Annotated in this window: 15 protein-coding genes; 5 read left to right on the top strand and 10 right to left on the bottom strand. The window is 68.3% G+C overall.

Annotation, left to right across the window (positions count from 1 at the left end; all coding sequences use genetic code 11):
• Positions 1-149 precede the first annotated feature (149 nt).
• Complete coding sequence (locus ACWCIA_RS02815; protein ID WP_454160776.1) at positions 150-716, top strand: DUF488 domain-containing protein; 567 nt, start codon at positions 150-152, stop codon at positions 714-716.
• Positions 717-886: 170 nt separating this feature from the next.
• On the opposite strand, the gene ACWCIA_RS02810 is transcribed toward ACWCIA_RS02815, so the two are convergent.
• Entirely contained in the window at positions 887-1159 is a 273-nt protein-coding gene (locus ACWCIA_RS02810; protein ID WP_454160774.1) for an oxidative damage protection protein, read from the bottom strand.
• Between the two features lie 36 nt (positions 1160-1195).
• A complete protein-coding gene (gene argA / locus ACWCIA_RS02805) occupies positions 1196-2509 on the bottom strand; it encodes an amino-acid N-acetyltransferase (protein ID WP_454160772.1) in 1314 nt (437 codons plus the stop codon).
• Between the two features lie 54 nt (positions 2510-2563).
• On the opposite strand from argA, the gene hrpA reads away from it, so the two are divergent.
• Positions 2564-6865 (top strand): ATP-dependent RNA helicase HrpA, encoded by a 4302-nt coding sequence (gene hrpA / locus ACWCIA_RS02800; protein WP_454160770.1) that lies wholly within the window; start codon positions 2564-2566, stop codon positions 6863-6865.
• Positions 6866-6932: 67 nt separating this feature from the next.
• On the opposite strand, the gene ACWCIA_RS02795 is transcribed toward hrpA, so the two are convergent.
• Both ACWCIA_RS02795 and ACWCIA_RS02790 read right to left on the bottom strand, forming a co-directional pair.
• Positions 6933-7607 (bottom strand): PRC-barrel domain-containing protein, encoded by a 675-nt coding sequence (locus ACWCIA_RS02795; RefSeq protein ID WP_454160768.1) that lies wholly within the window; start codon positions 7605-7607, stop codon positions 6933-6935.
• 309 nt (positions 7608-7916) lie between these two features.
• Entirely contained in the window at positions 7917-8336 is a 420-nt protein-coding gene (locus ACWCIA_RS02790; RefSeq protein ID WP_454160766.1) for a hypothetical protein, read from the bottom strand.
• Positions 8337-8527: 191 nt separating this feature from the next.
• On the opposite strand from ACWCIA_RS02790, the gene ACWCIA_RS02785 reads away from it, so the two are divergent.
• Positions 8528-10666 carry a gluconolaconase gene (locus ACWCIA_RS02785; protein ID WP_454160764.1) on the top strand — a complete coding sequence of 713 codons (2139 nt, stop codon included), beginning with the start codon at positions 8528-8530 and terminating at the stop codon, positions 10664-10666.
• A 251-nt stretch (positions 10667-10917) separates the two neighbouring features.
• On the opposite strand, the gene ACWCIA_RS02780 is transcribed toward ACWCIA_RS02785, so the two are convergent.
• The 4 genes from ACWCIA_RS02780 to ACWCIA_RS02765 form a co-directional block, all read right to left on the bottom strand.
• Positions 10918-13746: an Hsp70 family protein gene (locus ACWCIA_RS02780; RefSeq protein WP_454160762.1), complete on the bottom strand. Its 2829-nt coding sequence runs from the start codon at positions 13744-13746 to the stop codon at positions 10918-10920.
• A complete protein-coding gene (locus tag ACWCIA_RS02775; protein ID WP_454160760.1) occupies positions 13746-15581 on the bottom strand; it encodes an Hsp70 family protein in 1836 nt (611 codons plus the stop codon). Before ACWCIA_RS02775 ends, ACWCIA_RS02780 begins: the two co-directional genes overlap by 1 nt.
• A complete protein-coding gene (locus ACWCIA_RS02770) occupies positions 15578-16159 on the bottom strand; it encodes a DUF2760 domain-containing protein (RefSeq protein WP_454160758.1) in 582 nt (193 codons plus the stop codon). Before ACWCIA_RS02770 ends, ACWCIA_RS02775 begins: the two co-directional genes overlap by 4 nt.
• Before the next feature lie 186 nt (positions 16160-16345).
• Positions 16346-16606, bottom strand: coding sequence for a hypothetical protein (locus ACWCIA_RS02765; protein ID WP_454160756.1), 261 nt, complete (start codon positions 16604-16606; stop codon positions 16346-16348).
• 208 nt (positions 16607-16814) lie between these two features.
• Here ACWCIA_RS02765 and ACWCIA_RS02760 point away from each other — a divergent pair, with 208 nt between their 5' ends.
• Together ACWCIA_RS02760 and ACWCIA_RS02755 are read left to right on the top strand one after the other, a co-directional pair.
• Positions 16815-19781 carry a response regulator gene (locus ACWCIA_RS02760; protein ID WP_454160754.1) on the top strand — a complete coding sequence of 989 codons (2967 nt, stop codon included), beginning with the start codon at positions 16815-16817 and terminating at the stop codon, positions 19779-19781.
• Positions 19782-19804: 23 nt separating this feature from the next.
• Positions 19805-21376 carry a response regulator gene (locus tag ACWCIA_RS02755; RefSeq protein WP_454160753.1) on the top strand — a complete coding sequence of 524 codons (1572 nt, stop codon included), beginning with the start codon at positions 19805-19807 and terminating at the stop codon, positions 21374-21376.
• 86 nt (positions 21377-21462) lie between these two features.
• Here ACWCIA_RS02755 and ACWCIA_RS02750 read toward each other — a convergent pair whose 3' ends face one another.
• Positions 21463-22434 (bottom strand): TerC family protein, encoded by a 972-nt coding sequence (locus tag ACWCIA_RS02750; RefSeq protein WP_454160751.1) that lies wholly within the window; start codon positions 22432-22434, stop codon positions 21463-21465.
• 16 nt (positions 22435-22450) lie between these two features.
• Entirely contained in the window at positions 22451-22837 is a 387-nt protein-coding gene (locus ACWCIA_RS02745) for an HPF/RaiA family ribosome-associated protein (protein ID WP_454160749.1), read from the bottom strand.
• Between the last annotated feature and the right edge of the window lie 47 nt (positions 22838-22884).

The raw sequence follows: 22884 nt of genomic DNA, 5'->3' as shown, positions 1-22884 counted from the left end.
CGGCAAGCATGTTCATGTTCTTTGTAGTGTGGACGTCCTGGCCGGCGCGAACGGCCCCGGCATCACAGCAGCCGATTCTACGCCGGGCTCCGCTGCGCCGGCATATTCTCATCCGCGAGAGAATGAAATACTCGTCTGGGAGTTGCATAGTGAACACGGAAATCGTCTGTACCATCGGGCATTCGAATCGTCCGATCGAAGAATTCATCGATTTGTTGCGGCAAAACGATGTCGCCTGCCTGCTCGACGTGCGCACCGTCCCGAAGTCGCGCCACAACCCACAGTTCGGGCAGGACCAGCTGCCGCTGTCGCTGGCCGCGGCCGGCATCGAATACCGGCAAATGCCGGGCCTCGGCGGACTGCGCCGCCCGCTGAAGGACTCGCCCAACAGCGGCTGGCGCAATACCTCCTTCCGCGGCTATGCCGACTACATGCAGACGCCCGAGTTCGCGGACAACGTGGCAGCGGTGATTGAGTTGGCCGCCACCACCCGCTGCGCGCTGATGTGTGCCGAGTCGGTGCCCTGGCGCTGCCACCGCTCACTGGTGGCCGACGCGCTGCTGGTGCGGGGCGTGCAGGTCGAGCACATCATCAATCCGGGCAAGCGCCGGCCGGCCGCGCTGACCAAGTTCGCGCGCGTGGATGGTTTGCGGATTTTGTATCCGCCGGAAGAGGAGGGAGAAGTGGATGCACCCCATGGCGAAGGCTGCTGCTGATTTCGTAGGGTGGGCTCTTGAGCCCACGCGGTCTAGCAGATGCATATCGAAACGCAGCATATCAGACTGCGTGGGGTGATCGAAGCCGGGAGCTTCAATCATGAGCCACCCCACAAAAGCAAAGCGGGCCCGAAGGCCCGCCCTGAGGTCGCGATGACGACTTGAGAAACTTACGCCGTCGGCGGCACGTAACCCACAGCCTGGTCGGCGCCTTCGCCGAAGAAATGCTTTTCCATCTGCTGCGCCAGGTATTTACGCGCGCGGTCGTCCGCCAGGTTCAGGCGGTTTTCGTTGATCAGCATGGTCTGGTGCTTCAGCCACCCCTGCCAGGCCTCCTTCGACACCGACAGGTACAGCTTCTTGCCCATTTCGCCGGGGACGGGCGGGAAGTCCAGGCCTTCGGCTTCCTTTTTCAGTTTGATGCATTGGACCATACGGGCCATGGTGTGCTCCTGATTCGGTAAAGAGTAAAAGGGCGATTATAAGGTCTTGATGAAGACCTGTGATTTACGCTGCCAGTTATACATGTGCTGGCGGTCCTTCGGCAGGTCGTCGACGGTCGCCGGCTGGAAGCCGCGCTTCTTGAACCAGTGCGCGGTGCGCGTCGTCAGCACGAACAGCTTGGTAAGACCCGCGGCGCGCGCGCGGTTTTCCATGTGCTTCAGGATGCGCTCGCCGTCGCCCTGGGCCTGCACGTCGGGGTTCACGGTGAGGCAGGCCATTTCGCCCATCCTCGCTTCCGGGAAGGGATAGAGGGCGGCGCAGCCGAAGATCACGCCGTCGTGCTCAATGACGGAGAACTGTTCGATCTCGCGCTCGATCAGTTCGCGGCCGCGGTAGACCAGCGTGCCGTCCGCTTCCAGTGGTTCGATCAGCTTGATAATTCCGCCGACGTCCTCAATTGTGGCCTGGCGCAGGCTTTCCAGGTTTTCGTGGCTGATCATGGTGCCCACGCCGTCATGGGTGAACAGCTCGAGCAGGGCCGACCCGTCCATCTCGAACGGCACGATGTGCGCGCGGTCGACGCCGCTGTTGCAGGCCTTGATCGCGTGGCGCAGGTAGAACGCGGCATCCGGCGGCAGGAAGTTCGCCTGCAGCACGGCCTCGGCCTGGTGCGAGGACAGTTCGCGGATTTCGGTGCCGGCGGCGTCGGACATCATCGGCGTTTCGGTGATGTAGATGAGCTTGTCGGCGTGCAGGGCGATGGCGGCCGATGCGGCCACGTCTTCCATCGTCAGGTTGAAGACTTCCCCGGTCGGCGAGAAACCAAGCGGCGACAGCAGCACCAGGTTGTCCTCGGTCTGCAGGATCGGGGCGATCTTGTCGGCGGCGATCTTGCGGGTCATGCCCGTCAGCTCGAAGTCGACGCCATCGATCACGCCCAGCGGGCGGGCGACGACGAAGTTACCGGACACGATGCTGATCTGGGCATTCGACATCGGCGTATTCGGCAGGCCCTGGCTGAACGCGGCTTCGATGTCGAGGCGCAGTTCGCCCGCGGCTTCCTTGGCGCATTCCATCGCGGCCGTGTCGGTGATGCGCACGCCGTTATGGAAGCGGCCCTCGACGCTGCGCAGGCCAAGCTGTTCGGCCACCTGCGGACGCGAGCCGTGCACGAGCACGATCCGGATGCCGAGTGCGACCAGCAGGGAAAGGTCTTGCGCGAGTACCGGCAGGGCGCCGGCGGCCACCAGTTCGCCGGGGAAGGCGACGACGAAGGTCTTGCCGCCAAAGGCATGAATATACGGCGCGACAGAGCGCAACCACTGGACGAATTGGGTAGGGTTTTCCATTTGCCGCATTATAATTCGCTGCGCGACTTGCGCACCAAATACCTCGTAAAAACAATGTCTGAACAGAGTAACAAGCCTTCGCCGGACACGGCGCGCGCAGGATCCCCGAACCAGTCTCCGAAGCAGCCGCGCGAGCGCGCCGCGGGGGAGTTGCGCGCGCCGATGACGCAGACGCGTGAAGGCGCCTTGCAGACCAAGCCGGAGCACCGGCACCCGAACGAGCGCGCCCAGGGCCGCCCGGCGGGCGAAGCTAACGAGGGTGGGCAGCGCCGTGCGCAACGCGCGCCCCGTCCGCAAGGAGAGGACGCGGGCCAGAACGAACGGCGCACGCAGGACGGGCGCGGCGGACGTCCGCAGTCTGCACAGGGCGAAGGCGCACCGCGCGAGCGCGCGCCGCGTGACGAATCCAGGGCACCGCGCACACCGCGCGTGCAGACCCCGCTGCCGCCGCTCACCTATCCCGAAGACCTGCCGGTCTCCAGCCGCCGCGAGGAGATCGCCAAGGCGCTGATGGAGAACCAGGTGATCATCGTCTCGGGCGAAACCGGTTCCGGCAAGACGACGCAGCTCCCTAAAATCTGCCTGCAGCTGGGCCGCGGCGAGAAGGGCCTGATCGGCCACACCCAGCCGCGCCGGATCGCCGCGTCTTCGACGGCGAAACGCATCGCCTTCGAGATCGGCACACCGCTGGGCGAGCACGTCGGCTTCAAGGTGCGCTTCAACGACACGCTGCAGCCGGGCGCCTCGATCAAGCTGATGACCGACGGTATCCTGCTGGCCGAGACCCAGACCGATCCGCTCCTGAAGGCCTACGACACGATCATCATCGACGAGGCCCACGAACGCAGCCTGAACATCGACTTCCTGCTCGGCTACCTGAAGCAGCTGCTGCCGCGCCGTCCCGACCTGAAGGTGATCATCACCTCGGCGACGATCGACGCCGAGCGCTTCGCGCGCCACTTCACGCAGGAAGGCAAGAAGCCGGTGCCGGTGATCGAGGTCTCGGGCCGCCTGTACAAGGTCGAGGTGCGTTACCGCCCCGTGGACCGCGATCCTGTTCAAGCCGGCAGCGGCGCCGACAACAAACCCGCTCAAAGCGGGAAGAAACCGGCGCAGCAGGCGCGCGAAAAACGCGACCTGATGGACGCCGTGGTCGACGGCGTGGATGAACTCTGCCGCCTCGGCCAGGGCGACGTGCTGGTCTTCCTGCCCGGCGAGCGCGAGATCCGCGATTGCGCCGAGGCGCTGAGGAAGCACCATCCGCCGCACGTCGAGATCCTGCCGCTGTTCGCGCGCCTCTCGGTCGAAGAACAGGACAAGGTGTTCCGCACGACGAATGCGCGCCGCATCGTGCTGGCCACCAACGTGGCCGAGACCTCGCTGACCGTGCCGGGCATCCGCTACGTGGTCGACGCGGGCCTGGCGCGCGTAAAGCGCTACAGCTTCCGCAACAAGGTCGAGCAGCTGCAGGTGGAACCGATCGCGCAGTCGGCGGCGAACCAGCGCGCCGGCCGTTGCGGCCGCGTGGCCGACGGCGTCTGCATCCGCCTGTACGAGGAAGAGGACTTCCTGCAGCGCCCGAAATTCACCGACCCGGAAATCCTGCGCTCCTCGCTGGCCGCGGTCATCCTGCGCATGAAGTCGCTGCACCTGACCGACGTCGAGACCTTCCCCTTCATCGAGCCGCCGCAGGGCCGCGCGATCGCCGACGGCTACCAGCTGCTGCAGGAAGTGGGCGCGGTCGACGAGACCAACGAACTGACGCCCCTGGGCCGCAAGTTGGCGCGGCTGCCGCTCGACCCGCGCGTGGGCCGCATGATCCTGGCCTCGCTCGACAACGACTGCTTGTCCGAGATGCTGATCATCGCCTCGGCCTTGTCGGTGCAGGACCCGCGCGACCGGCCGATGGAATACCAGCAGCAGGCCGACGAGAAGCACAAGAAGTTCGCCGACGAGAAGTCCGAATTCCTCAGCTTTATCAAGATCTGGAAGTGGTTCGAGGACGCGATCGAGCACAAGAAATCGAACCGGCTGCTGCAGGAAAACTGCCGCGCCAACTTCCTGTCGCAGGTGCGCCTGCGCGAGTGGCGCGACGTGCATTCGCAGCTGCTGACCATCGTGCGCGAGCAGGGCTGGCGCCTGAACGAGGCGCCGGCGACCTACGACCAGCTGCACCTGGCGCTGCTGACCGGCCTGCTCGGGAACATCGGCTTCAAGGGCGAGGACGAGCCGGGCGCGGCCTACCTGGGCGCGCGCGGCATCAAGTTCCACGTCTGGCCGGGTTCCTCGCTGACGAAAAAACCGGGCAAGTGGATCATGGCCGCGGAACTTGTCGAAACCACGCGCCTGTACGCGCGCTGCATCGCGCAGATCCAGCCCGAGTGGGTAGAGAAGGTGGGGGCGCACCTGCTGAAGAAATCCTGGGGCGAGCCGCGCTGGGAGAAGAAGCCGGCGCAGGTATCGGCCCTCGAGCGCGCGACGTTGTACGGCATCGTCGTCTACAGTGGCCGCCGCATCAACCACGCGCTGCACAACCCGTACGAGGCGCGCGAGATCTTCATCCGCGACGCGCTGGTGGCGGGCGACTACGAGACGCGCGCTCCTTTCTACGCCCACAACCACAAGCTGGTGCGCGAGATCGAGAACCTCGAGCACAAGTCGCGCCGCCAGGACGTGCTGGTGGACGACCAGCTGATCGCCGCCTTCTACGACGCCGAGATCCCGAAGGATGTCGTCAACGGCGCCGGCTTCGAGAAATGGTACAAGGACGCCGCGCGCGACAACCCGAAGCTGCTGTACCTGAACCGCGAAGAGCTGATGCGCCACGAGGCGGCCGGCGTCACGACCGAGCTGTTCCCGAAGACGATGAACGTCACCGGCATCGAGATGGGGCTCTCGTACCACTTCGAGCCGGGCAGCCTGCGCGACGGCGTGACCCTGTCGGTGCCGCTGTTCGCGCTGAACCAGATTCCGCTCGAACGCGTGGCCTGGCTGGTGCCGGGCATGCTGAAGGAAAAAGTCCACCTGCTGCTCAAATCCCTGCCGCAGAAGCTGCGCCGCCACTGCGTGCCGCTGCCGGACTACGCGGCGCGTTTCGTCGACCGCGTCAACGCGGCCGGGGTCTTCGGACGGGGCGACCTGCTCGACGTGCTGATCCTCGACGTGCGGGCCGAAACCGGCGTCAACGTCCTGACTGGCGATTTCAAGCTCGAGACCCTGCCGGCCCACCTCTTCATGAACTTCAAGGTCATCGACGAGCACGGGCGCCAGCTCGAGATGGGGCGCAACCTGTCGAGCCTGCAGGCGGAACTCGGCAACCAGGCGCGCCAGAGCTTCCAGAAGCTGGCCGAGGCGGCGCCGGGTGCGGCCGCCAAGCAGGGCGTGGCCACGCCGGCGTCCTGGGGCAGCGGGAAAGGGGCGCCACCGGCGACGCCGGCTGCGCAGCCTGGCAAGACCAAGGGCGGCGCGGCGCCGGCCGCCACGCCGGGTGCGGCAGCGCCGGCGGTCAGCCAGCATACGAATCTCACCAGCTGGACCTTCGGCGTCCTGCCCGAGCTCCTCGAGATCAACCAGGGCAAGCTGACGCTGATCGGCTTCCCGGCCCTGGTCGACAAGGGCACGCATTGCGACCTGGAGGTGTTCGACGACCCGAACGTGGCGGCGCGCACCCACCGCGTCGGCCTGCGCCGCCTGTTCGCGCTGCAGTTGAAGGACCAGTTGAAATTCGCCGAGAAGAACATCCTGGGCCTGCAGGGGATGGGCATGCAGTTCATGTCGGTCGGCTCGCAGGAAGAGCTGCGCGACCAGATCATCCAGAAGGCGATCGACATCGCCTGCCTGCAGGACCCGCTGCCGCTCGATGCGGCTTCCTTCAACAAGCGCAAGGACGAAGGGAAGGGGCGCATCGGCCTCCTGATCAACGAAATCGCGCGCCTGGTGGGCTCGATTCTGTCCGAGTTCCACGGCATGCCGAAGCGCCTGAACGGGCTGCCGCAGGCGGTGGCCGCCGACATGCAGGCACAACTGGCGGGCCTGGTGCACAAGCGCTTCATCGCCGACAACGAGTACAGCCAGCTGGCGCATTTCCCGCGCTACCTGAAGGCGATGAACATCCGCCTGGAAAAGCTGCGCGGCAACCCGTCGCGCGACGCCCAGCTGATGGCCGAATGGCAGAACGCCGCCAGCCAGTTCCAGCGCATCTCCAAGCAGCCGGGCAAGAGCAACGACCCGCGCATGACGGAATTCCGCTGGATGCTGGAAGAGCTGCGCGTGTCGCTGTTCGCGCAGGAACTGCGTACGCCGATGCCGGTGTCGGCCAAGCGGCTGCAGAAGGTGTGGGAGTCGATGATCAGGTGAGCGGTGGGGTGAACGGTTTGTCCTTCACGCTCCTGGCCTGAATGACGAGCCGTCCACCTTTCGCTCCTCAGCCGATGTTGCTGCCCCGGATCCGGCTGATGTCCTTGTCGTCGCCCAGGTTGCCTGAACGCGGGTCGGCGCTGGCGCCCGATCCGTGGACCGAAGCTTCCGTGTTGCCCATACCGCCGCCTGCGCCGCCCCCCGTCATGCCGCTGCCGGCGCCGGCGCCCGGGCCTGCGCTACCCGCGTAGCCGGCACCCATGCCTGAGCCGATCCCTGCACCGCCGCCCTCGGTCATGCCGGTACGCATGCCCACACCCGGCGCCATGGTCGGCGCGCCGCCGCGGGGATCGGTGCCGTAAAAGGTGTGGACCTGGTTGGCCCAGTTGATGTCGCTCATGTCGGGCCAGGCATCCTTGTTGAAGCCGGGAGCGGTTTTCAGGCGCTCCTTCTCGACATTCAGCACGAAGCGGTGGTTGGCCGTGTCGAGGTGCAGCGCCTGCCAGGGCACGGCGAACAGTTTTTCGCCCATGCCGAGGAAACCGCCGAAGGCCAGCACCGCATACGCCACCTGGCCGGTGTTCATGTCGAGCATGATTTCCTTGATGTCGCCCAGGCTTTCCTCGGAACCGTTGACGACGTCGTCGCCGATCAGCGTGTCCGCCCCCATCAGTGCCGGACCTGGGCCGGCGTGGCCGGTGCCTTTGTACATCCCATATTTGTCACGATCTGCGTAGCTCATCTCGTTTCTCCCTGGTCTGTGTTTGACAACGCCTGCAAGCCTTGGCCCTTCCAACAGGGTAGGGCGCGGCCTTGCAATACCCATGATATGGCTCAAACGTGCCGAGGCGCGCGCGCTTGTCATGGGCCCGTCATGCTGCTATGCGACGCTAAGCGAAATGGCGCACAGAGCGAACTCAACCGTGTGGCTATCCTGCTAAGCAATGTTTCGGAGCCTACAACCATGACCATTACCGCACGCTGCAACCATCCTGGCCCGCTGGCCAAACGGATCCCGACCCGCTCGCTGTCCTCGCTGTTCGCGCGCCTGCTAGGCAAGCGCTGATTTCGGCGAGCGTTCCTTCAGGAAGCGGCTCAGCGCGGCTGCGTCCACGCCCGTGTGCTGCAGTGGTAGGCTGACCAGGAACGGGCCCTGTTTGATGCGGCCGTGGAATAGCCGCCGCAGCAGGCTCGCGCGCGACTTCCATGGCTCCACCTCCCTGAACGTGATCCGGAGATAGCTCATCTTGCCCGGGACGACCCGGGCCTCGGCCATCTCGCTCCACGAGATCATGCCGTAGCGCTTCGTCCAGATGCCGTTCCCGTCCACCCGTGCCTGGAGCGAACGGTCGAAGGCGCGTCCCCATGACACGGCCGCCGCCAGCGCGAGCAGGGCGAAGCCGGGCGACGCCCACCACATCGGCTTGAACACCATGCCGAACAGCAAGGGCAGCGACGCGACTGTCCACACGGCCGCATCGGCCGCATTTCTCCACGTCGAGTTGTAAAGCGCAAAGCTCGTCATCGCAGGCAAGAAGTGATGTTGTCAGCCCGATAGTATAAAGCTGGCAATTCACCCGTGAACATCATTGAATACGCGCCTGCCGTGCGCGCCGGACCCATCGGTTAGACTTGCGGTTTGTACAATCCGCAGGCAACAGAGTGAACCGACAATCGATCATCGCCGCGCTGGCGGGCGCCGGCGTGCTGGCCGCCTGCGTGGGCGGATATGTGTTCCTGAAACAGCGCGACCCATCCGCCCCGCGCCAGGCCGTCCTGGTGCCGGCGCCCGCACCCACCCAGGCTTTCTGGGCGGCGCGCGTGACGCCGATTGCAGGCAGCGGCCACAGCGGCGTCGTCGACGGCCCGCACGCCGCCAGCCGCTTCAGCGACCCCTTCGGCGTGGCGCTCGACGCGCACGGCGACGTGTATGTGGCCGACGGCGGCGAGGGCAACCGCATCCGCCGCATTGGCAAGGACGGCATGGTCTCCACCTTCGCCGGCGGCAGCGAAGGCTTCCGCGATGGTCCCGGCGCCACCGCCGCCTTCCACACCCCGTCCGCGCTCGCGTTCGACCGCCGCGGCAACCTCTACGTGGCCGACACCGGCAACCACGCCATCCGCAAGATCGCGCCCGACGGCAGCGTCGCCACGCTCGCGGGCGACGGCCAGCCGGGCCACGCCGACGGCCAGGGACGGGCCGCGCGCTTCCATGCGCCGGTCGGCATCGCGGTCGACCAGCGCGGCAATGTGTACGTGGCCGACACCTACAACGACCGCATCCGGAGGATCACGCCCGACGGCAGCGTCACGACGCTCGCCGGCAGCGGCCAGCCGGGCAATGCCGACGGGCCGGCCCTCATGGCCGCCTTCGACACGCCGAGCGCCATCGCGGTCGACAGGCAGGGCACGCTGTTCGTCGCCGATACCGGCAACAACGCGATCCGGCAGATCGCGCCGGACGGCACCGTGTCGACCGTTGCGGCGCCGGTCGAGGGCGAGCCTGACCCGGTACTGCGGCGCCCGGCCGGCCTGGCCGTGACGAACGACGGCTACCTCTACATCGCCAGCGGCGCCGGCGGGCGCATCCTGCAACTGTCCCCGGACGGCGCACTGCGCGCGCTGCCAGACGCCGACCGGCCGCCCGAGTCGCGCTACGCCAGCGACGGCACGGTGCGCCTGTACGCGCCGCGCGGCATCGCCGTCGAGCCGGGCGGCGCCGTGCTGGTGGCCGACGCGCTGGCGCTGCGCGTGCTGCGCCTGGCGCCGCCCGTACGGGGCGAAGCGGCGCCGTCGTTTGCACCGCCGGCCCAGCCGGCGAGGACCGCGCCCATGCCCTGGCCGGTAGGGCCGCAGGACCAGGTGCACGAGGTCGTGGGCCTGATGGGCGAGGTGCGCGGCAGCTACAACGGAGAAAGCCGCGACCACTTTCACGCCGGGCTCGACATCCGCGCCGACATCGGCTCCCCGGTGCTGGCGGTGACGCCCTCGAAGGTGAGCGACCCCTACGCGAACTGGGGCTACGGCACGCTCAGCGAAGGCATCGCCGTCGGGCCGCTGTCGTATATCCACATGCGCGTCGGGCGCGACAGCCGCGACCGGGCCCTGGACCCGCGCTTCCAGCTCCTGCTGGATGCGCGCGGGAAGCCGATGCGCGTCCGGGTCCCGCGCGGCACCCGCTTCGCCGTCGGCGACGCCCTCGGCACCATCAACAGCATGGCCCACGTGCACATGGAGTACTACCCGGGCGGCGCGCTGGTCAACCCGCAGACGCTGCCCTTCGCCGGCCTGAAGGACACGATCGCGCCGCGCATCCAGGGCGTGGCCCTGTACGACAGCATCGGCCGCCGCATTCCGGCCAAGCGCGGCCAGCCCGTGAAGCTCGCGCGCACGCTGGGCGAGGTGGCGATCGTGGCCGACGGCTACGACCAGATGGACGGCAACCTGGCGCGCCGCCGCCTCGGCCTCTACAAGCTGGGCTACCAGCTGCTGCACGCGGACGGCCGCCCGGCCGCCGGCTACGAGCAGCCCCTGGTCACCCAAGTCTACGACCGCCTGCCGCGCGAGCGCGAAGCGGTCAAGCTGGTGTATGCGGCCAACAGCGGCATCACCGTCTACGGCAGCAAGGCGACGCGCTTCGCCTACGCGGTCAACAACCGGCTGCGCGACGGGGAGGTGGAGCCCGGCAGCTGGCAGATCGGGGCGCTGGCGCCGGGGGACTACATCCTGCGCATTTATGCCGCCGATTACGCGGGGCAGGTCGCGCTGGAAGGGCGGGATCTGGCGATCAGGGTGGAGTAAGACGGTTCGATCATTCCGTTTGGTTGAAGCATGCATCTATGGAGTGCGTGCAGCAGGACGTAGGGTGGTCGGCTCCACCCCGCATGATGCATCAACGCGGCTCTCGCGCCGCCCACGCGTTCAACCAACGGTCGAAACGACCCGACAGTGCACAGGTTGGTTGAACGCGTGGACGGCGTTCACGCAGCGTTAAAGCAGCCCGTCGGGTGTAGCCGTCCACCCTACGGGTCTGGTACTCGGCCGTGCCCACCCTACCGCAGCAGCTTCAACCCCGGCGGCAGCGCCTCGCCCAGCATGCGCGTTTCGCTCGCCTGGTCGAGTTCGACCACTTCGCGCACCATCGTGGCCCAGGTGGCGGGGGCGCCGGTGGCGAGCAGGCGGCGCAGGACCTGCTCGCGCACCGCCGCGCCGATGTCGCGCGAGCGGTCGCCCGTCATGCGCGCGATCTGGCTGGCGGCGAAGCCGGCCGGTTCGACCTTTTTCCAGTCGAGCAGCAGCAGCTTGCCCAGCCAGGCCTCGGCCGCTTCGACGGGCGCCACCTCGTGCGCGCTGCTGTGGAAGGACTGGCGGGCGCCGACGCGACCCAGCGCCCACAGGTAGCGCGTGTAGGCAGCCGCGGTCTTCGCATCGAGCTTGGCGCCGGCGGACGGAATTGCCTCGATTTGCTCCATCATCCAGTTGCCGATCTCCGCCTTGTAGGCCGCCGGGATGCGCTCGAGCGAGGCGCCCAGGCGCAGCATGTCGTCCTCGCTGCCGTCGACCAGGGTGACCGGGCGCTTGCCCCGCTCGGAGGCGTCGGCCTGCAGGTTGAAGGCGAAGTCGTCGAGCAGGCGCAGCTGGGATTCGGTGTCGAGGCCGCCGGCCACGCGGCGCCACAGCGTCCACCACTCGGCGCGCACCTGCGTGTCCTTGTGGTACTGCACACCGGTCTCGAACATCGCCCACAGCTGCTCGATGCGCCAGCCGTCGAGCGGGTCGCCGAAGCCGGGGCGCAGGCAATAGCCGGCCAGGTTCAGCCAGGCGCGTTCGTGTTCGCTTGAGCGGCGCCGGCCTTTGGCACGCTCCATGAGTGCATCGAACAGGCGGCGCAGGAGCGGCGTGGCCCAGCGCTCGCGCGCGCCCAGCAGGTGCTCGAGGCTGGCGCGCAACTGGCGCACTTCCTTCGGGTCGACGGCCTTCGAGCGGGTGCCGAAGATGCGGTCGATCCGCTCGATGGCCGCGTCCAGTTGCGGCGGCAAGCCATCATCCACCGGCTCGGCGGCGTCCGCCCCTTCGGCTTCGCGCAGCTCGAAGGCGAGCTGCCAGCGCCCGCTGCCGTCTTCGGCCACGCAATGCACTTCCAGCGAGCCGACTTCGCTCAGCGTCGCGACCAGTTGCACGGCGATGTCGCTGCGGGCGGCGGCGCCGGGCGCGGCGCGCAGCACGGTGGCGATCGGCGGCAGACGGACGACGTCCGCCGGCGCCAGGTCGACCAGTTCGCCCGGCTGCGGCGGGTGGCCCGCGTCGGCAATCGTCGAGACCAGGTGGAAGCGCACCGGGCGACCCAGGCGCAGGGCGAAGCTGCGCTCGTGCAGGCGGACCTCGATCGCCGCCGGCGTGCCGCGCGGGAGCAGGCAGACCGCGCGCAGGGTCCCGGCCGCGCCTTTTTCTCCTTCGAGCAGCAGGTAGTAGCTGCGCGCCGCGCCGCTTTCGATGCCCGGCGCCTGCCCCTGGCGTGCCAGCGAATAGGCGACCCCGCCGCGCGCGACGGCAACGTCCGGATTGTCGTTGTGGAGGACGCGCAGCGGCTGCCCGCGCCAGCGCGCCAGGGTGTCGGCCAGGCGGTTCGAGATGGCCGTGCCGCGGAAGACGCCGCCGTTGAGCAGCAGGGTATCGGGGACAGGCGAAGTCCCATCGTCCGGCAGTCCGAGCGCCTCGCGCGCCGCCGCCGCATGCTGGCGCAGGAAGTCCGCCAGGTGGCGCGTGATGGCCGGGTCGCTCGCATACGGCAGGCCGAATTCGACGATGCCGGCGCGCGCCCGCTTCGCCCCTTCCTGCGTCTCGTTGAGCGGGAAGAAGCCGTCCAGCACGATGCGTTCGATGTCCTCGCGCCGCAGCTCGGCCTTGCGGCTGGCGCCGATCAGGCGTGAGCCGGCGCCGAGCAGGGTGACGGTGACGGCTTCCGGCGCGTCGCTTGCCAGCAGCTGTTCCTTCGCCGCGCGGCAGCGTTCGGTCAGCTGTGCCAGGCGTGCAGCCGACAGGCGTTCACGTTGCGCGCCATCCCCGCCGGCCATGCGCGATTCGGCCAGGTGCGCCAGCGCCAGGTCCATGTTGTCGCCGCCGAGGATCAGGTGGTTGCCGACGCCGATGCGGGTCAGCTTCGGTTCGCCATCCTCCAGCTCGACCTTGACCAGGCTGAAGTCGGTGGTGCCGCCGCCCACGTCGGCCACCAGCACCAGCCGGGTGCCGGCCAGGTTCTCGGCCAGGCTTGTGCGGTGGCGGTACAGCCAGTCGTAGAGCGCGGCCTGCGGTTCTTCGAGCAGGCGCAGGTGGGGCAGGCCGGCCAGCTTCGCCGCTTCCAGGGTCAGCGCACGCGCGCCTTCGTCGAACGAGGCGGGAACGGTGAGCACCAGTTCCTGGCGTTCGAGCGGCTGCTGGGGAAAACGGGTGTTCCAGTTGGCGCGCAGGTGGGCCAGGTAGCTGGCGCTGGCGGCGACGGGGGAGACTTTCGGCACCTCGGGCTCGGCGCCCCAGGGCAGGATGGGCGCCATGCGGTCGACGCCCGGATGCGAGAGCCAGCTCTTGGCGCTGGCCACCAGCCGGCCGGGCGTCGCGGCGCCGAGCTGGCGTGCGAGGCGCCCGACGGCGACCCGCTCGACGCCGGCCACATCATCCTGGCGCCAGGGCAGCTGGAGGTCGCCGGCGGCCAGTTCTCCCTCGGCCGGATGGTAGCGGTTCGAGGGCAGCAGCGGCTGCGCGGCGATTTCGCCAGGGGCGACCAGCTGGTCGACGGGGAACAGCTCGATCCGTTCGGCACCTGGTGCGGTGTAAGCCAGCACCGTGTTGGTGGTGCCGAGATCGATGCCGACCAGCCAGGACATCACGCTGCGTTGCGGACGTCGAACTCGACCTTCCAGCGCTGGCCGTCCTGCGCCACCGCCGCCAGTTCCAGGGTGCCCGCCTCGGTTGCCAGCGCGTGCAGCCTCACCTGCACCACGTCGCCCGGCATGCGGCCATCGGCCGGCAGGGTGGCCTGGATCTCGTTCATTTCCTGCAGCTCGTCCGGGCCCCAGAAGTCGAGCACGTCGCCGATCTGGTCCTGGCGGCGCGTGGTCGAGCCGAAGAAGCGGAAGTGCACCGGCTCGCCCACCACCAGGCCGAACTCCTGGCCCGGCAGTTCGAGTTCGCCGCCTTCTTCCATGCCGAAAGGCGCCACGCACAGCGCCTGGATCGGCGGCTCCATGCCGGGAATCGCCGGCATCGACGACTCCACGCCCACGTAGTAGGAACGTGCCGTGCCGCCGCGGATGCGCACGCCGCCGCCGCGCCGCGCATAGCTGTAGTAAGCCGCGCCGCGGGCGACGGCGAGAGCCAGGTCGGCGCCTTCCAGCATGCGCGCCGGTTCCGCGCCTTCCATGTACAGCCAGTCGTTGATGGTGTCCATCACGCGCTGGGCGAGGATGCTTGATTTGAACACGCCGCCGTTGAACAGCACCGCGCTCGGATGCAGGAAAGAGTGCTCGGCATTGACGCGGCCTTCGAAACCTTCCAGCTCGGCGGTCGCTCCGGCCTGGCGTGCCAGGAAGGCGGCCAGGTGGCGCGTGACGGCGGCGTCGTGCGCATACGGCAGGCCGAGTTGTGTCAGACCGGCCCTCGTGCGCGTCGCGGGACGCGCACTGGCCTCGACGCGCGGGAAGAAGCCGTCGGTGATGAAGGCAGTGACTTCCTCGCGCGTGAGTTCGGTGCGGATCGAGCCGCCGATGAGTTTCGAACCGCGGCTCGGCACCACGATCGGCCAGGTAGTGGCGTTGGCGTCGGCCAGCAGGTGCTCCTTGGCGCCGCGGCAGCCATAGGTGAGGGCGCGCATCTGCCAGGCGTCGAGCTGGGTGCCGTTGGCGGCGAGCTTCCTCGCCACCAGGTGGGCCAGGGCCAGGTCCATGTTGTCGCCGCCCAGCAGGATGTGGTCGCCCACAGCCACGCGGTGCGGTTCCAGCTTGCCGTCGCGCTCGAGGATGGCGATCAGCGAAAAGTCGCTGGTGCCGCCGCCCACGTCCACCACCAGCACGATGTCGCCGGCCTTGACCTGCTTGCGCCAGGCGCCGCCGCTGCCCTGGATCCAGCTGTAGAGGGCGGCCTGCGGTTCTTCGAGCAGGGTGGCCGAGCTGTAGCCGGCGTTGCGCGCCGCTTCCGCGGTCAGTTCGCGCGCGCCCGGATCGAACGACGCCGGGATGGTGACGGTGACCTGCTGCTGGTCGAACGGCGCTTCCGGATGGGCGCTGTCCCAGGCGCTGCGCAGGTGCTGCAGGTAGCGCGTGGAGGCCTCCAGCGGCGAGACGCGCGTGACTTCTTCCGGCGCGTCGGACGGCAGGATGGCGGCGCGGCGGTCCACGCTCGGATGCGAGAGCCAGCTCTTGGCCGAGGACACCAGTCGGATCGGCGTGGTGGCGCCGCGGCTGCGCGCCATTTCGCCGGCGACGGTCGCTTCGCTGCTGCCCCACGGCAGGGCCAGTTCGCCCGGCGCCAGTTCGTCCGGGTGCGGCAGGTAGAGGAAGGACGGGAGCAGGGGCAGGGCGTCGACCGTGCCCGGCGCGGTCAGCTGCGGCACCGGCAGCACGCCGTGGGCGGTCTTCTCGCCGTCGCTCGCTTCCAGGTCGACCCAGGACAGCGCGCTGTGCGTGGTGCCGAGGTCGATGCCGATGGCGTAGCGGGCGCTCACAGTTCCACCTCCGCCGGTGCGATCACGGTTGCGTCGTGTTCCTTGGCCAGTTGCGGCAGGCGTACGTCGGTGGCGCGCCAGCCGCGGTGCGACAGCGTGCCCTTGAAGGGCGCCTTGCCGACCACGTTGCCGGTCAGGCGCACGCTGGCCGCATCGAAGCCTTCTTCGAGCGTGAGGCGCGCGCCTTCGGCTTCGCTGCGCACGGGCTGGATCGTGAAGTGCTCCTTCAGCACGCGGGCGCAGCCTTCGTGGACGACGCGCGCCGCGGCGCCGATGTCGGCGTCGGCATAGGCGGCCAGGTTCTCGTGGGCGAAGTCGACCAGGCGCGCTTCGCGCTGGAGCAGGGTCAGCAGTTGCAGGGCCGCGTCCGGCGTCGCCACGCGCAGCTGGACGGGAGCCGGGGCCGGGCCCGGCGCTGGTGCAGGGGCAGGGGCAGCCGAAGGAGGTGCGGCGACGGGACCGACCTGGTCATCGCGCACGCGCGCGGCGAATTCGGCATCGCCGACGGTCTTGAAGAAGGTGCCGAAGGCCAGGGAGAGCCGGCTCCAGAAAGAGGGCAGTTGGGTCGGTGTGCTCATTCTTGATGTTCTGTAAGGTAAGGGACCGGCGCGCTGTCAGACAGGATCGGGGCCAGGGTCCGAAAAACGCGCATGATACCAGTTTGGCCACATGGGCGAGTTCCGGGGGAGAGCCCGGGAGCAAACGAAGCAGAAGCCAGATGGGGTCTCCCGGCAAGGCCACAAGAGGGCCGGCCGAACCTGCGGTCAGCGCAGCAAGGCCCTGAGCACCTCCGCACTGTGCTCCATGCCGAACTGCAGGCGCCCCTGCGCATGGGCCGTGCATTCTTCCAGCGTGCCGGTGCCCTGGGTGGCGGCCTTGGCGGCCAGGGCCTTGCTGGCGATGCCGAAGGCGACGATGGCTTCGTCCCAGGAGAGGCCCGAGGCCAGCGCGTCCTCGACGGCGCGGGCGGCGAGGGTGCCGAGCCGGTCCACCAGCCCGTTATCGGTGTTTCCTACTCTTAACATTGAACAGTCCTTTCGACGGGGTCGGCCCAGGGCCATGGATCGGAATCGGTGCGGAACAAATGCTACCAGTTCGATAACAAGCGGGGCACGCGCCAGCCGGCGCCGGCCATCCATGCAGTGGAAGCTTTTTCCGGTGATACACTGTTGCCCTTGATTTCGTCCCGTCGACTCCCCGGCGATCCTCCAACCTCCACCACGTAAGGCACATATGAGCACGATCGTTTGGCCGGCATGTGGTGGCGCGACCGCCGCCCTGGTACGCAGCCACGACTGGAGCAACACGTCCCTCGGTCCCACGCACGCCTGGCCGCAGGCGCTGCGCAGCATGGTCGACATGGTGCTGCGTTCGCCGGTCGCGATGGTGGTGGTCTGGGGCGAGGATCGCGTCCTGATCTATAACGATGCCTATGCGGGTATTGCCGGCGTGCGCCATCCCGCCATGTTCGGCGTGGCGGTGTCCGACGCCTGGCCCGAAGCGCGCGCCTTCAACGACAGCGTCTACGACGCCTGCTACGCGGGCCGGGAGCGGGTCTTCCGCGACCGCCATTTCGTGCTCGAGCGCGACGGCGGCGCGGAAGACGCCTGGTTCGACCTGTATTACTCGCCGGTCGTCGACGAGGAGGGCCGCGTGCGCGGGGCGATCTCGACCGTGATCGAGACGACGGCGCGCATCGAGGGCGAGCGCCAGCGCGCGCGCCAGGAAGAGCACCTGCGCCAGGCCAACGCCGACCTCGACGCCTTGCGCGTGCGGCTCGAGCAGGCCAACCGCCAGCTGGCCGGGGACATGGATTTCCTCAACGCCCTGTTCCGCCAGGCGCCCAGCTTCATGGCGGTGGTCACCGGGCCCGATCATGTCTTTGAGCTGGCCAACGACGCCTACCTGAAGCTGGTGCAGCATCGCCAGGTGGTCGGCAAGCCGGTGCGCCTGGCGCTGCCGGAAATGGTGGAGCAGGGCTTCACCGCCATCCTCGACCGGGTGCGCGCGACGGGCGAGCCTTATCACGGCCAGGGCATCGACGTGCAGATCGACAGCGACGACGGCGGCCCATCGGTGCGCCGCATCATCGATTTCGTCTACCAGCCGCTCAGGGATGGCGCCGGAAACGTCTACGGCATTTTTGTGGAAGGAGTCGACGTCACCGACCACGCGCTGACCGAGGAACGCCTGCGCGTGGCCCAGGAAGCGGGCGAGATCGGCACCTTCGAGTGGTATCCGGCAACGGGCGAAGTCGTCGTCTCCGACGCCTATCGCCGCCTGTGGGGCTTCGCGCCCGACACCCACATCGACGCCGCCCTGCTGGTGCGCCACGTCGACCCCGCCTACGCGCACCTGGCGGGGCCGGCACGGCTCGACAGCGAAGCCAATCCGATCGCCTACTCCGAGTTCGTCATCATCCGCGCCGACACCGGCGAGCGGCGCTGGATCGCGCGCCGCGGCCAGCCTGTGGCCTCGACCGTGGAAGGCGTGCAGCGCTACCTCGGCGTGGCTTTCGACATCACCGAGCGCAAGCGCACCGAGGACAACCTGCGCCAGGCCGAGAGCGCGTTGCGCGCACTGAACGGCGCGCTGGAACGCCAGGTCGCGCTCGAGGAAACCGAGCGTTTCAAGGTCGAGGAAGCGCTGCGCCAGGCGCAGAAGATGGAAGCGGTCGGCCAGCTGGCAAGCGGGGTCGCCCACGATTTCAACAACGTCCTGCAAATCATTTCGAGCAACCTGCAGCTGATGGAGCTCGACGGCGTGAACAGCGTCCTGGCCGCACGCCTGGCCAGCGCGGTGGCCGCCGTCGAACGCGGATCGAAGCTGTCGTTCCAGCTGCTCGCGTTCGCGCGGCGCCAGCCCCTGCTGCCGGTCGCGACCCACCTCGGCGCGCTGCTGGCCGACATGGCGTCGCTGCTGGCGCGCGCGCTGGGCGACCGCATCGAGGTCGCGCTGGACAGCGCCCCCGAGCTGTGGAACGCCGAGGTCGACCGCAACCAGCTCGAGAACGCCATCCTGAACATGGCCATCAACGCGCGCGACGCCATGGCGGGCGAGGGCCGGCTGGCGATCGCCCTGTCCAATGCGCGTCTCGACGGCACGCCGGGTGGCGAGCACGTCTGCCTGGCGATCACCGATACCGGCTGCGGCATGCCGCCCGAGGTGCTGGCCAAGATCTTCGATCCCTTCTACACCACCAAGGCGCCGGGCAAGGGCACCGGCCTGGGCATGAGCATGGTGTACGGCTTCGTCAAGCAGAGCGGCGGCGAGATCCGCATCGAGAGCCGCGCCGGCCAAGGCACCACGATCCGCATCTACCTGCCGCGCGCGCATGGCGAAGCGCAGCAGCACGAGGGCGGCGCCGGCGTCAGCGTGCATGGTGCCGGCGAAACCGTCCTCGTGGTCGACGACGATGCGGCCGTGGTCGCGTCCACCACCGAGATCCTGGCGGGGCTGGGCTACCGGGTGCTGGGCGCCGGCGACGGCGAGCAGGCGCTCGCGATCCTGCGCGGCGCGGCGGTGGACCTGCTGTTCACCGACCTGTCGATGCCGGGCGCGGTCGATGGCGCCGCCCTGGTGGGACAGTGCCGCGCGCTGGCGCCCGCCACCCGTATCCTGCTGACCTCGGGGCACCTGGGCGACGGTGCCGTCGAGGCCGGCATCGAGCTGCTGCCCAAGCCCTACAGCCGCGCCCAGCTCGCGCAGGCCGTGCGCCAGTGCCTGGGCAGTGGCGGTGTCGACACGGCCGGGGAGGAGGCCGCTCCAGCCCCGATGTCGTCGATGCCGTCGACGGCCCCCGCGCCCGCCATCCCGGATGCGCCGGACGGGCGCACCATCCTGGTCGTCGAGGACGATGCCGACACGCGCGAACTGGCCTGCGAGCTGCTCGTCGCGCTGGGGCACGCGGCAAGCGGCAGCGCCTCCGCCGAACATGCGCTGGCGCTGCTGCAGGAGCGCGAGATCGATCTCCTCTTCACCGACCTGAACCTGCCCGGCATGTCCGGCATCGAACTGGCGACCAGGGCGCTGGCCCTGCGCCCGTCGCTGAAGGTGATCCTGGCCTCGGGCGAGGGCGGCAGCATCGCCCTGCCCGAAGGAAGCGGCATCACGCTGCTGCCGAAGCCCTACGACCTGCTGCAGCTGCAGCTGAGCATCGACGACCTGGCGGCGCCGACGCCTCCGGCCCTGTGCGGCTGATCCCCTTCCCGACGACGCATCCGATGCCCAACCAGACCACCGACACCCGCCTCCTGCTGATCGACGACCAGCCCTTCAATGCCGACCTCGTGCAGGGCATGCTCGCCGGCGAGCCCGGCATCCACATCGACTACCTGGACGACCCGGCCCGGGCGATTCCGGTGGCCGAGGCCTGCGCGCCGACCGTGATCCTGGTCGACCTGCACATGCCGATGATCGGCGGGCTGGAGGTGATCCGCGCGCTGAAAGAGCACCCCCGTCTCGCGGATGTGCCGGTCATCATGGTCTCCTCGAACGACAACCCGCACACCAAGGCCGAGGGCTTCGCGGCCGGGGCCATGGATTACCTCGTCAAATGGCCGGACCGGATCGAGCTGGCGGCGCGGGCGCGGGCGCATTCGCGCGCCTACCGCACCATCGTCGAGCGCGACCAGGCGCGGCGCGCGCTGGACGACAGCCAGGCCGCCCTGCTGCAGCGCACGCGCGAACTGGCCGCGGCCCAGGCCTCGCTGCACGAGGCGCAGAAGATGGAAGCGCTCGGCCAGCTCACCGGCGGCATCGCGCAGGACGTCAACGACGTGCTGCAGCTGATCGGCGGACATTTGCAGTTGCTGAGGGTGGCGCACCGGACCCACGAGCCGACGGTACGCCGCCTCGATGCGGCGGCCGAAGGCATCCGCCGCGGCGCCGGCCTGGCGACCCAGCTGCTGGCCTTCGCGCGGCGCCAGCGCCTGCAGCCGGCCACGGTCCGGATCGACGCGCTGCTGCGCGGGATGGAAGGCGACCTGCAGCAAGCGCTGGAAGGACGCGCCCTGAACCTGTCGGTCGACGGCGCCGAGACCCTGGTGTCGCTCGACCAGGCCGAATTCAGGAACACCATGCTGCACCTGGCGCGCAATGCGGCCGAGGCGATGGAACCGGGCGGTATGCTGTCGATCGAGGCAGGGCCGGGCAGCATGCCCGGCACCGAGGGGACTCCCTGCCTGCGCATCCGCCTGCGCGATAACGGCGCCGGCATGACGCGGGAGGTGCAGCGGCGCGCCTTCGAACCCTTCTTCTCGACCAAGGCCGGCAGCCGCCGCGCCGGCGTCGGGCTGAGCCTGGCCTTCGGTTTCGTCAAGCAGAGCGGCGGCCATATCGAATTGTCCAGCACCCCGGGGGAGGGGACGTGCGTGACGCTGTCCTTCCCGCTGGCCGAAGGCGCTCTGCCGGCACACGCTCCCGCGGCACCCGTCCATACCGTCCTGGTCGTCGAGGACGAGGCCTTGGTGCGCGCGGCCAGCGTCGAAATCCTGCGCAAGCTGGGCTTGTGCGTGCTCGAAGCGGCGGACGGCGAGAGCGCGCTGGCCCTGATCCGCCGGAAGCTGCCGATCGACCTGCTGTTCACCGACATCGTGATGCCGGGGACGACGCGCGGCCAGGACCTGGCGCTGGCCGCTGCCGAGCACCTGCCGGCGGCGAAAGTGCTGTTCGCGTCCGGCTATCCGGGCGACGTCGGGGACGAGGACATCTTCCGCCGCGTGCCGCTGCTGCAGAAACCTTATCGCCTGGATGAGATGGCGCGCTTGGTGCAGGAGCTGCTGGGCGGGCAATAAAGAGCCGGTTTCGAACGCCGGCAGAACCCGGACAAAAAAACGCCGCTCCGATGTGCATCGAAGCGGCGTTCCAACTCAAGCGGCTTTTACGACTGCTTGCCGCCATCCTTCTGCGTGATGAACAGGCTGGCGATACAGCTGCCTGCAATCAGCACCGCCACCACCGTCAGCGAAGCCTGCACCGGCACGTGGTACCACGGCATGATCAGCATCTTGGTACCGATGAAGGTCAACACCATCGCCAGGCCGTACTTGAGCAGGTGGAAGCGGTCAGCCACGTCCACGAGCAGGAAATACAGTGCGCGCAGGCCCAGGATCGCGAACATGTTCGACGTGAACACGATGAACGGGTCCGTCGTGATGGCGAAAATGGCCGGGATCGAGTCCACCGCGAACACCAGGTCCGTCACCTCGATCAGGATCAGGACGAGGAACAGCGGCGTCACGTAACGCATACCGCCTTTGGTGACAAAGAACTTCTCCCCGTGGTCGCCTTCGGCCACCTTCAAATGCTTGCGTGCGAAACGCAGCACGGGATTGTTTGCCACATCCGGTTCCTTGTCGACGGCCACCAGCATGCGCAGGCCGGTGTACAGCAGGAATGCGCCGAACAGGTAGAGCACCCAGCTGAATTCGCTCACGACCCATGCGCCCGCGCTGATCATGATGGCGCGCATCACGATGGCGCCCAGTACGCCGTAGATCAGAACCCGGCGCTGGTATTGCTGGGGCACCTGGAAGGCGGTGAAGATCAGCAGGAACACGAAGACGTTATCGACCGACAGGGCTTTCTCGATCAGGTAGCCCGAGAAAAACTCGAGCGCCTTCTGGTCGGCGATCTCGGCCCCGACCGTCCCCTTCAGGTACCACCACAGGCCGCCGTTGAACAGCAGCGCCAGGCTGACCCAGACCAGGGACCAGATGCCGGCTTCCTTGACGCTGACCTTATGCGCCTTGTTGCCCCCGAAGACGAACAAGTCGAGGGCAAGCATGATCACGACGAAGCCGACAAACGCAGCCCACATGGGGCCGCTTGCAATACTTTCCAAACCATTCATTCAAGGCTCCAGTGCATTAGTGGGTGAAGAGGCGGTCCTGCGCATCGTCGTCCTCGGCCTCGGGCGCCGTTCCCTTGGCCGGCAGCCGGGTATGGGCGAAGTGGCGCGTGCGCTCGACCTGCCTGACCACCGCGCGGTCGGCGCGGTCCGCGGCGCGGTCGATGGCCGCGTACAGGTCGGCTTCGACGTCGTCGATGATGATTTCGCGGCCGCCGGCAAGCTGGACCTGGATCTTGCAGCGCTTGTCGACGCCGCCGCGCGGACCGTTGATATCGGAAAGCCAGACGACCAGCTTGCGCATGTGCTCCCGCGCCCAGCCCAGCGCGGTCGCCAGGCGTTGCTCGGTGTAGGCGCGCAGGGCGCTGGTCATGTCGAAGCCGCTGGTCTGGATGGTCATACGCATGGTAGTTCTCCCGTTGAAATGAAGCTTCACTATAAGGTCGCTCGACA

The sequence above is a fragment of the Massilia sp. SYSU DXS3249 genome (genome assembly GCF_053668055.1).
Note: the sequence above shows the minus strand (reverse complement) of the source record. Positions and strands in the feature narration are given on the sequence as shown.

Excerpts from the sequence above, each read along its gene's own strand:
- argA (WP_454160772.1), bottom strand. The coding sequence starts at position 2,509 with ATGGAAAACCCTACCCAATTCGTCCAGTGGTTGCGCTCTGTCGCGCCG.
- ACWCIA_RS02810 (WP_454160774.1), bottom strand. The coding sequence starts at position 1,159 with ATGGCCCGTATGGTCCAATGCATCAAACTGAAAAAGGAAGCCGAAGGC.
- hrpA (WP_454160770.1), top strand. The coding sequence starts at position 2,564 with ATGTCTGAACAGAGTAACAAGCCTTCGCCGGACACGGCGCGCGCAGGA.
- ACWCIA_RS02760 (WP_454160754.1), top strand. The coding sequence starts at position 16,815 with ATGAGCACGATCGTTTGGCCGGCATGTGGTGGCGCGACCGCCGCCCTG.
- ACWCIA_RS02750 (WP_454160751.1), bottom strand. The coding sequence starts at position 22,434 with ATGAATGGTTTGGAAAGTATTGCAAGCGGCCCCATGTGGGCTGCGTTT.
- ACWCIA_RS02745 (WP_454160749.1), bottom strand. The coding sequence starts at position 22,837 with ATGCGTATGACCATCCAGACCAGCGGCTTCGACATGACCAGCGCCCTG.
- ACWCIA_RS02770 (WP_454160758.1), bottom strand. The coding sequence starts at position 16,159 with ATGAGCACACCGACCCAACTGCCCTCTTTCTGGAGCCGGCTCTCCCTG.
- ACWCIA_RS02755 (WP_454160753.1), top strand. The coding sequence starts at position 19,805 with ATGCCCAACCAGACCACCGACACCCGCCTCCTGCTGATCGACGACCAG.
- ACWCIA_RS02795 (WP_454160768.1), bottom strand. The coding sequence starts at position 7,607 with ATGAGCTACGCAGATCGTGACAAATATGGGATGTACAAAGGCACCGGC.
- ACWCIA_RS02765 (WP_454160756.1), bottom strand. The coding sequence starts at position 16,606 with ATGTTAAGAGTAGGAAACACCGATAACGGGCTGGTGGACCGGCTCGGC.
- ACWCIA_RS02780 (WP_454160762.1), bottom strand. The coding sequence starts at position 13,746 with ATGTCCTGGCTGGTCGGCATCGATCTCGGCACCACCAACACGGTGCTG.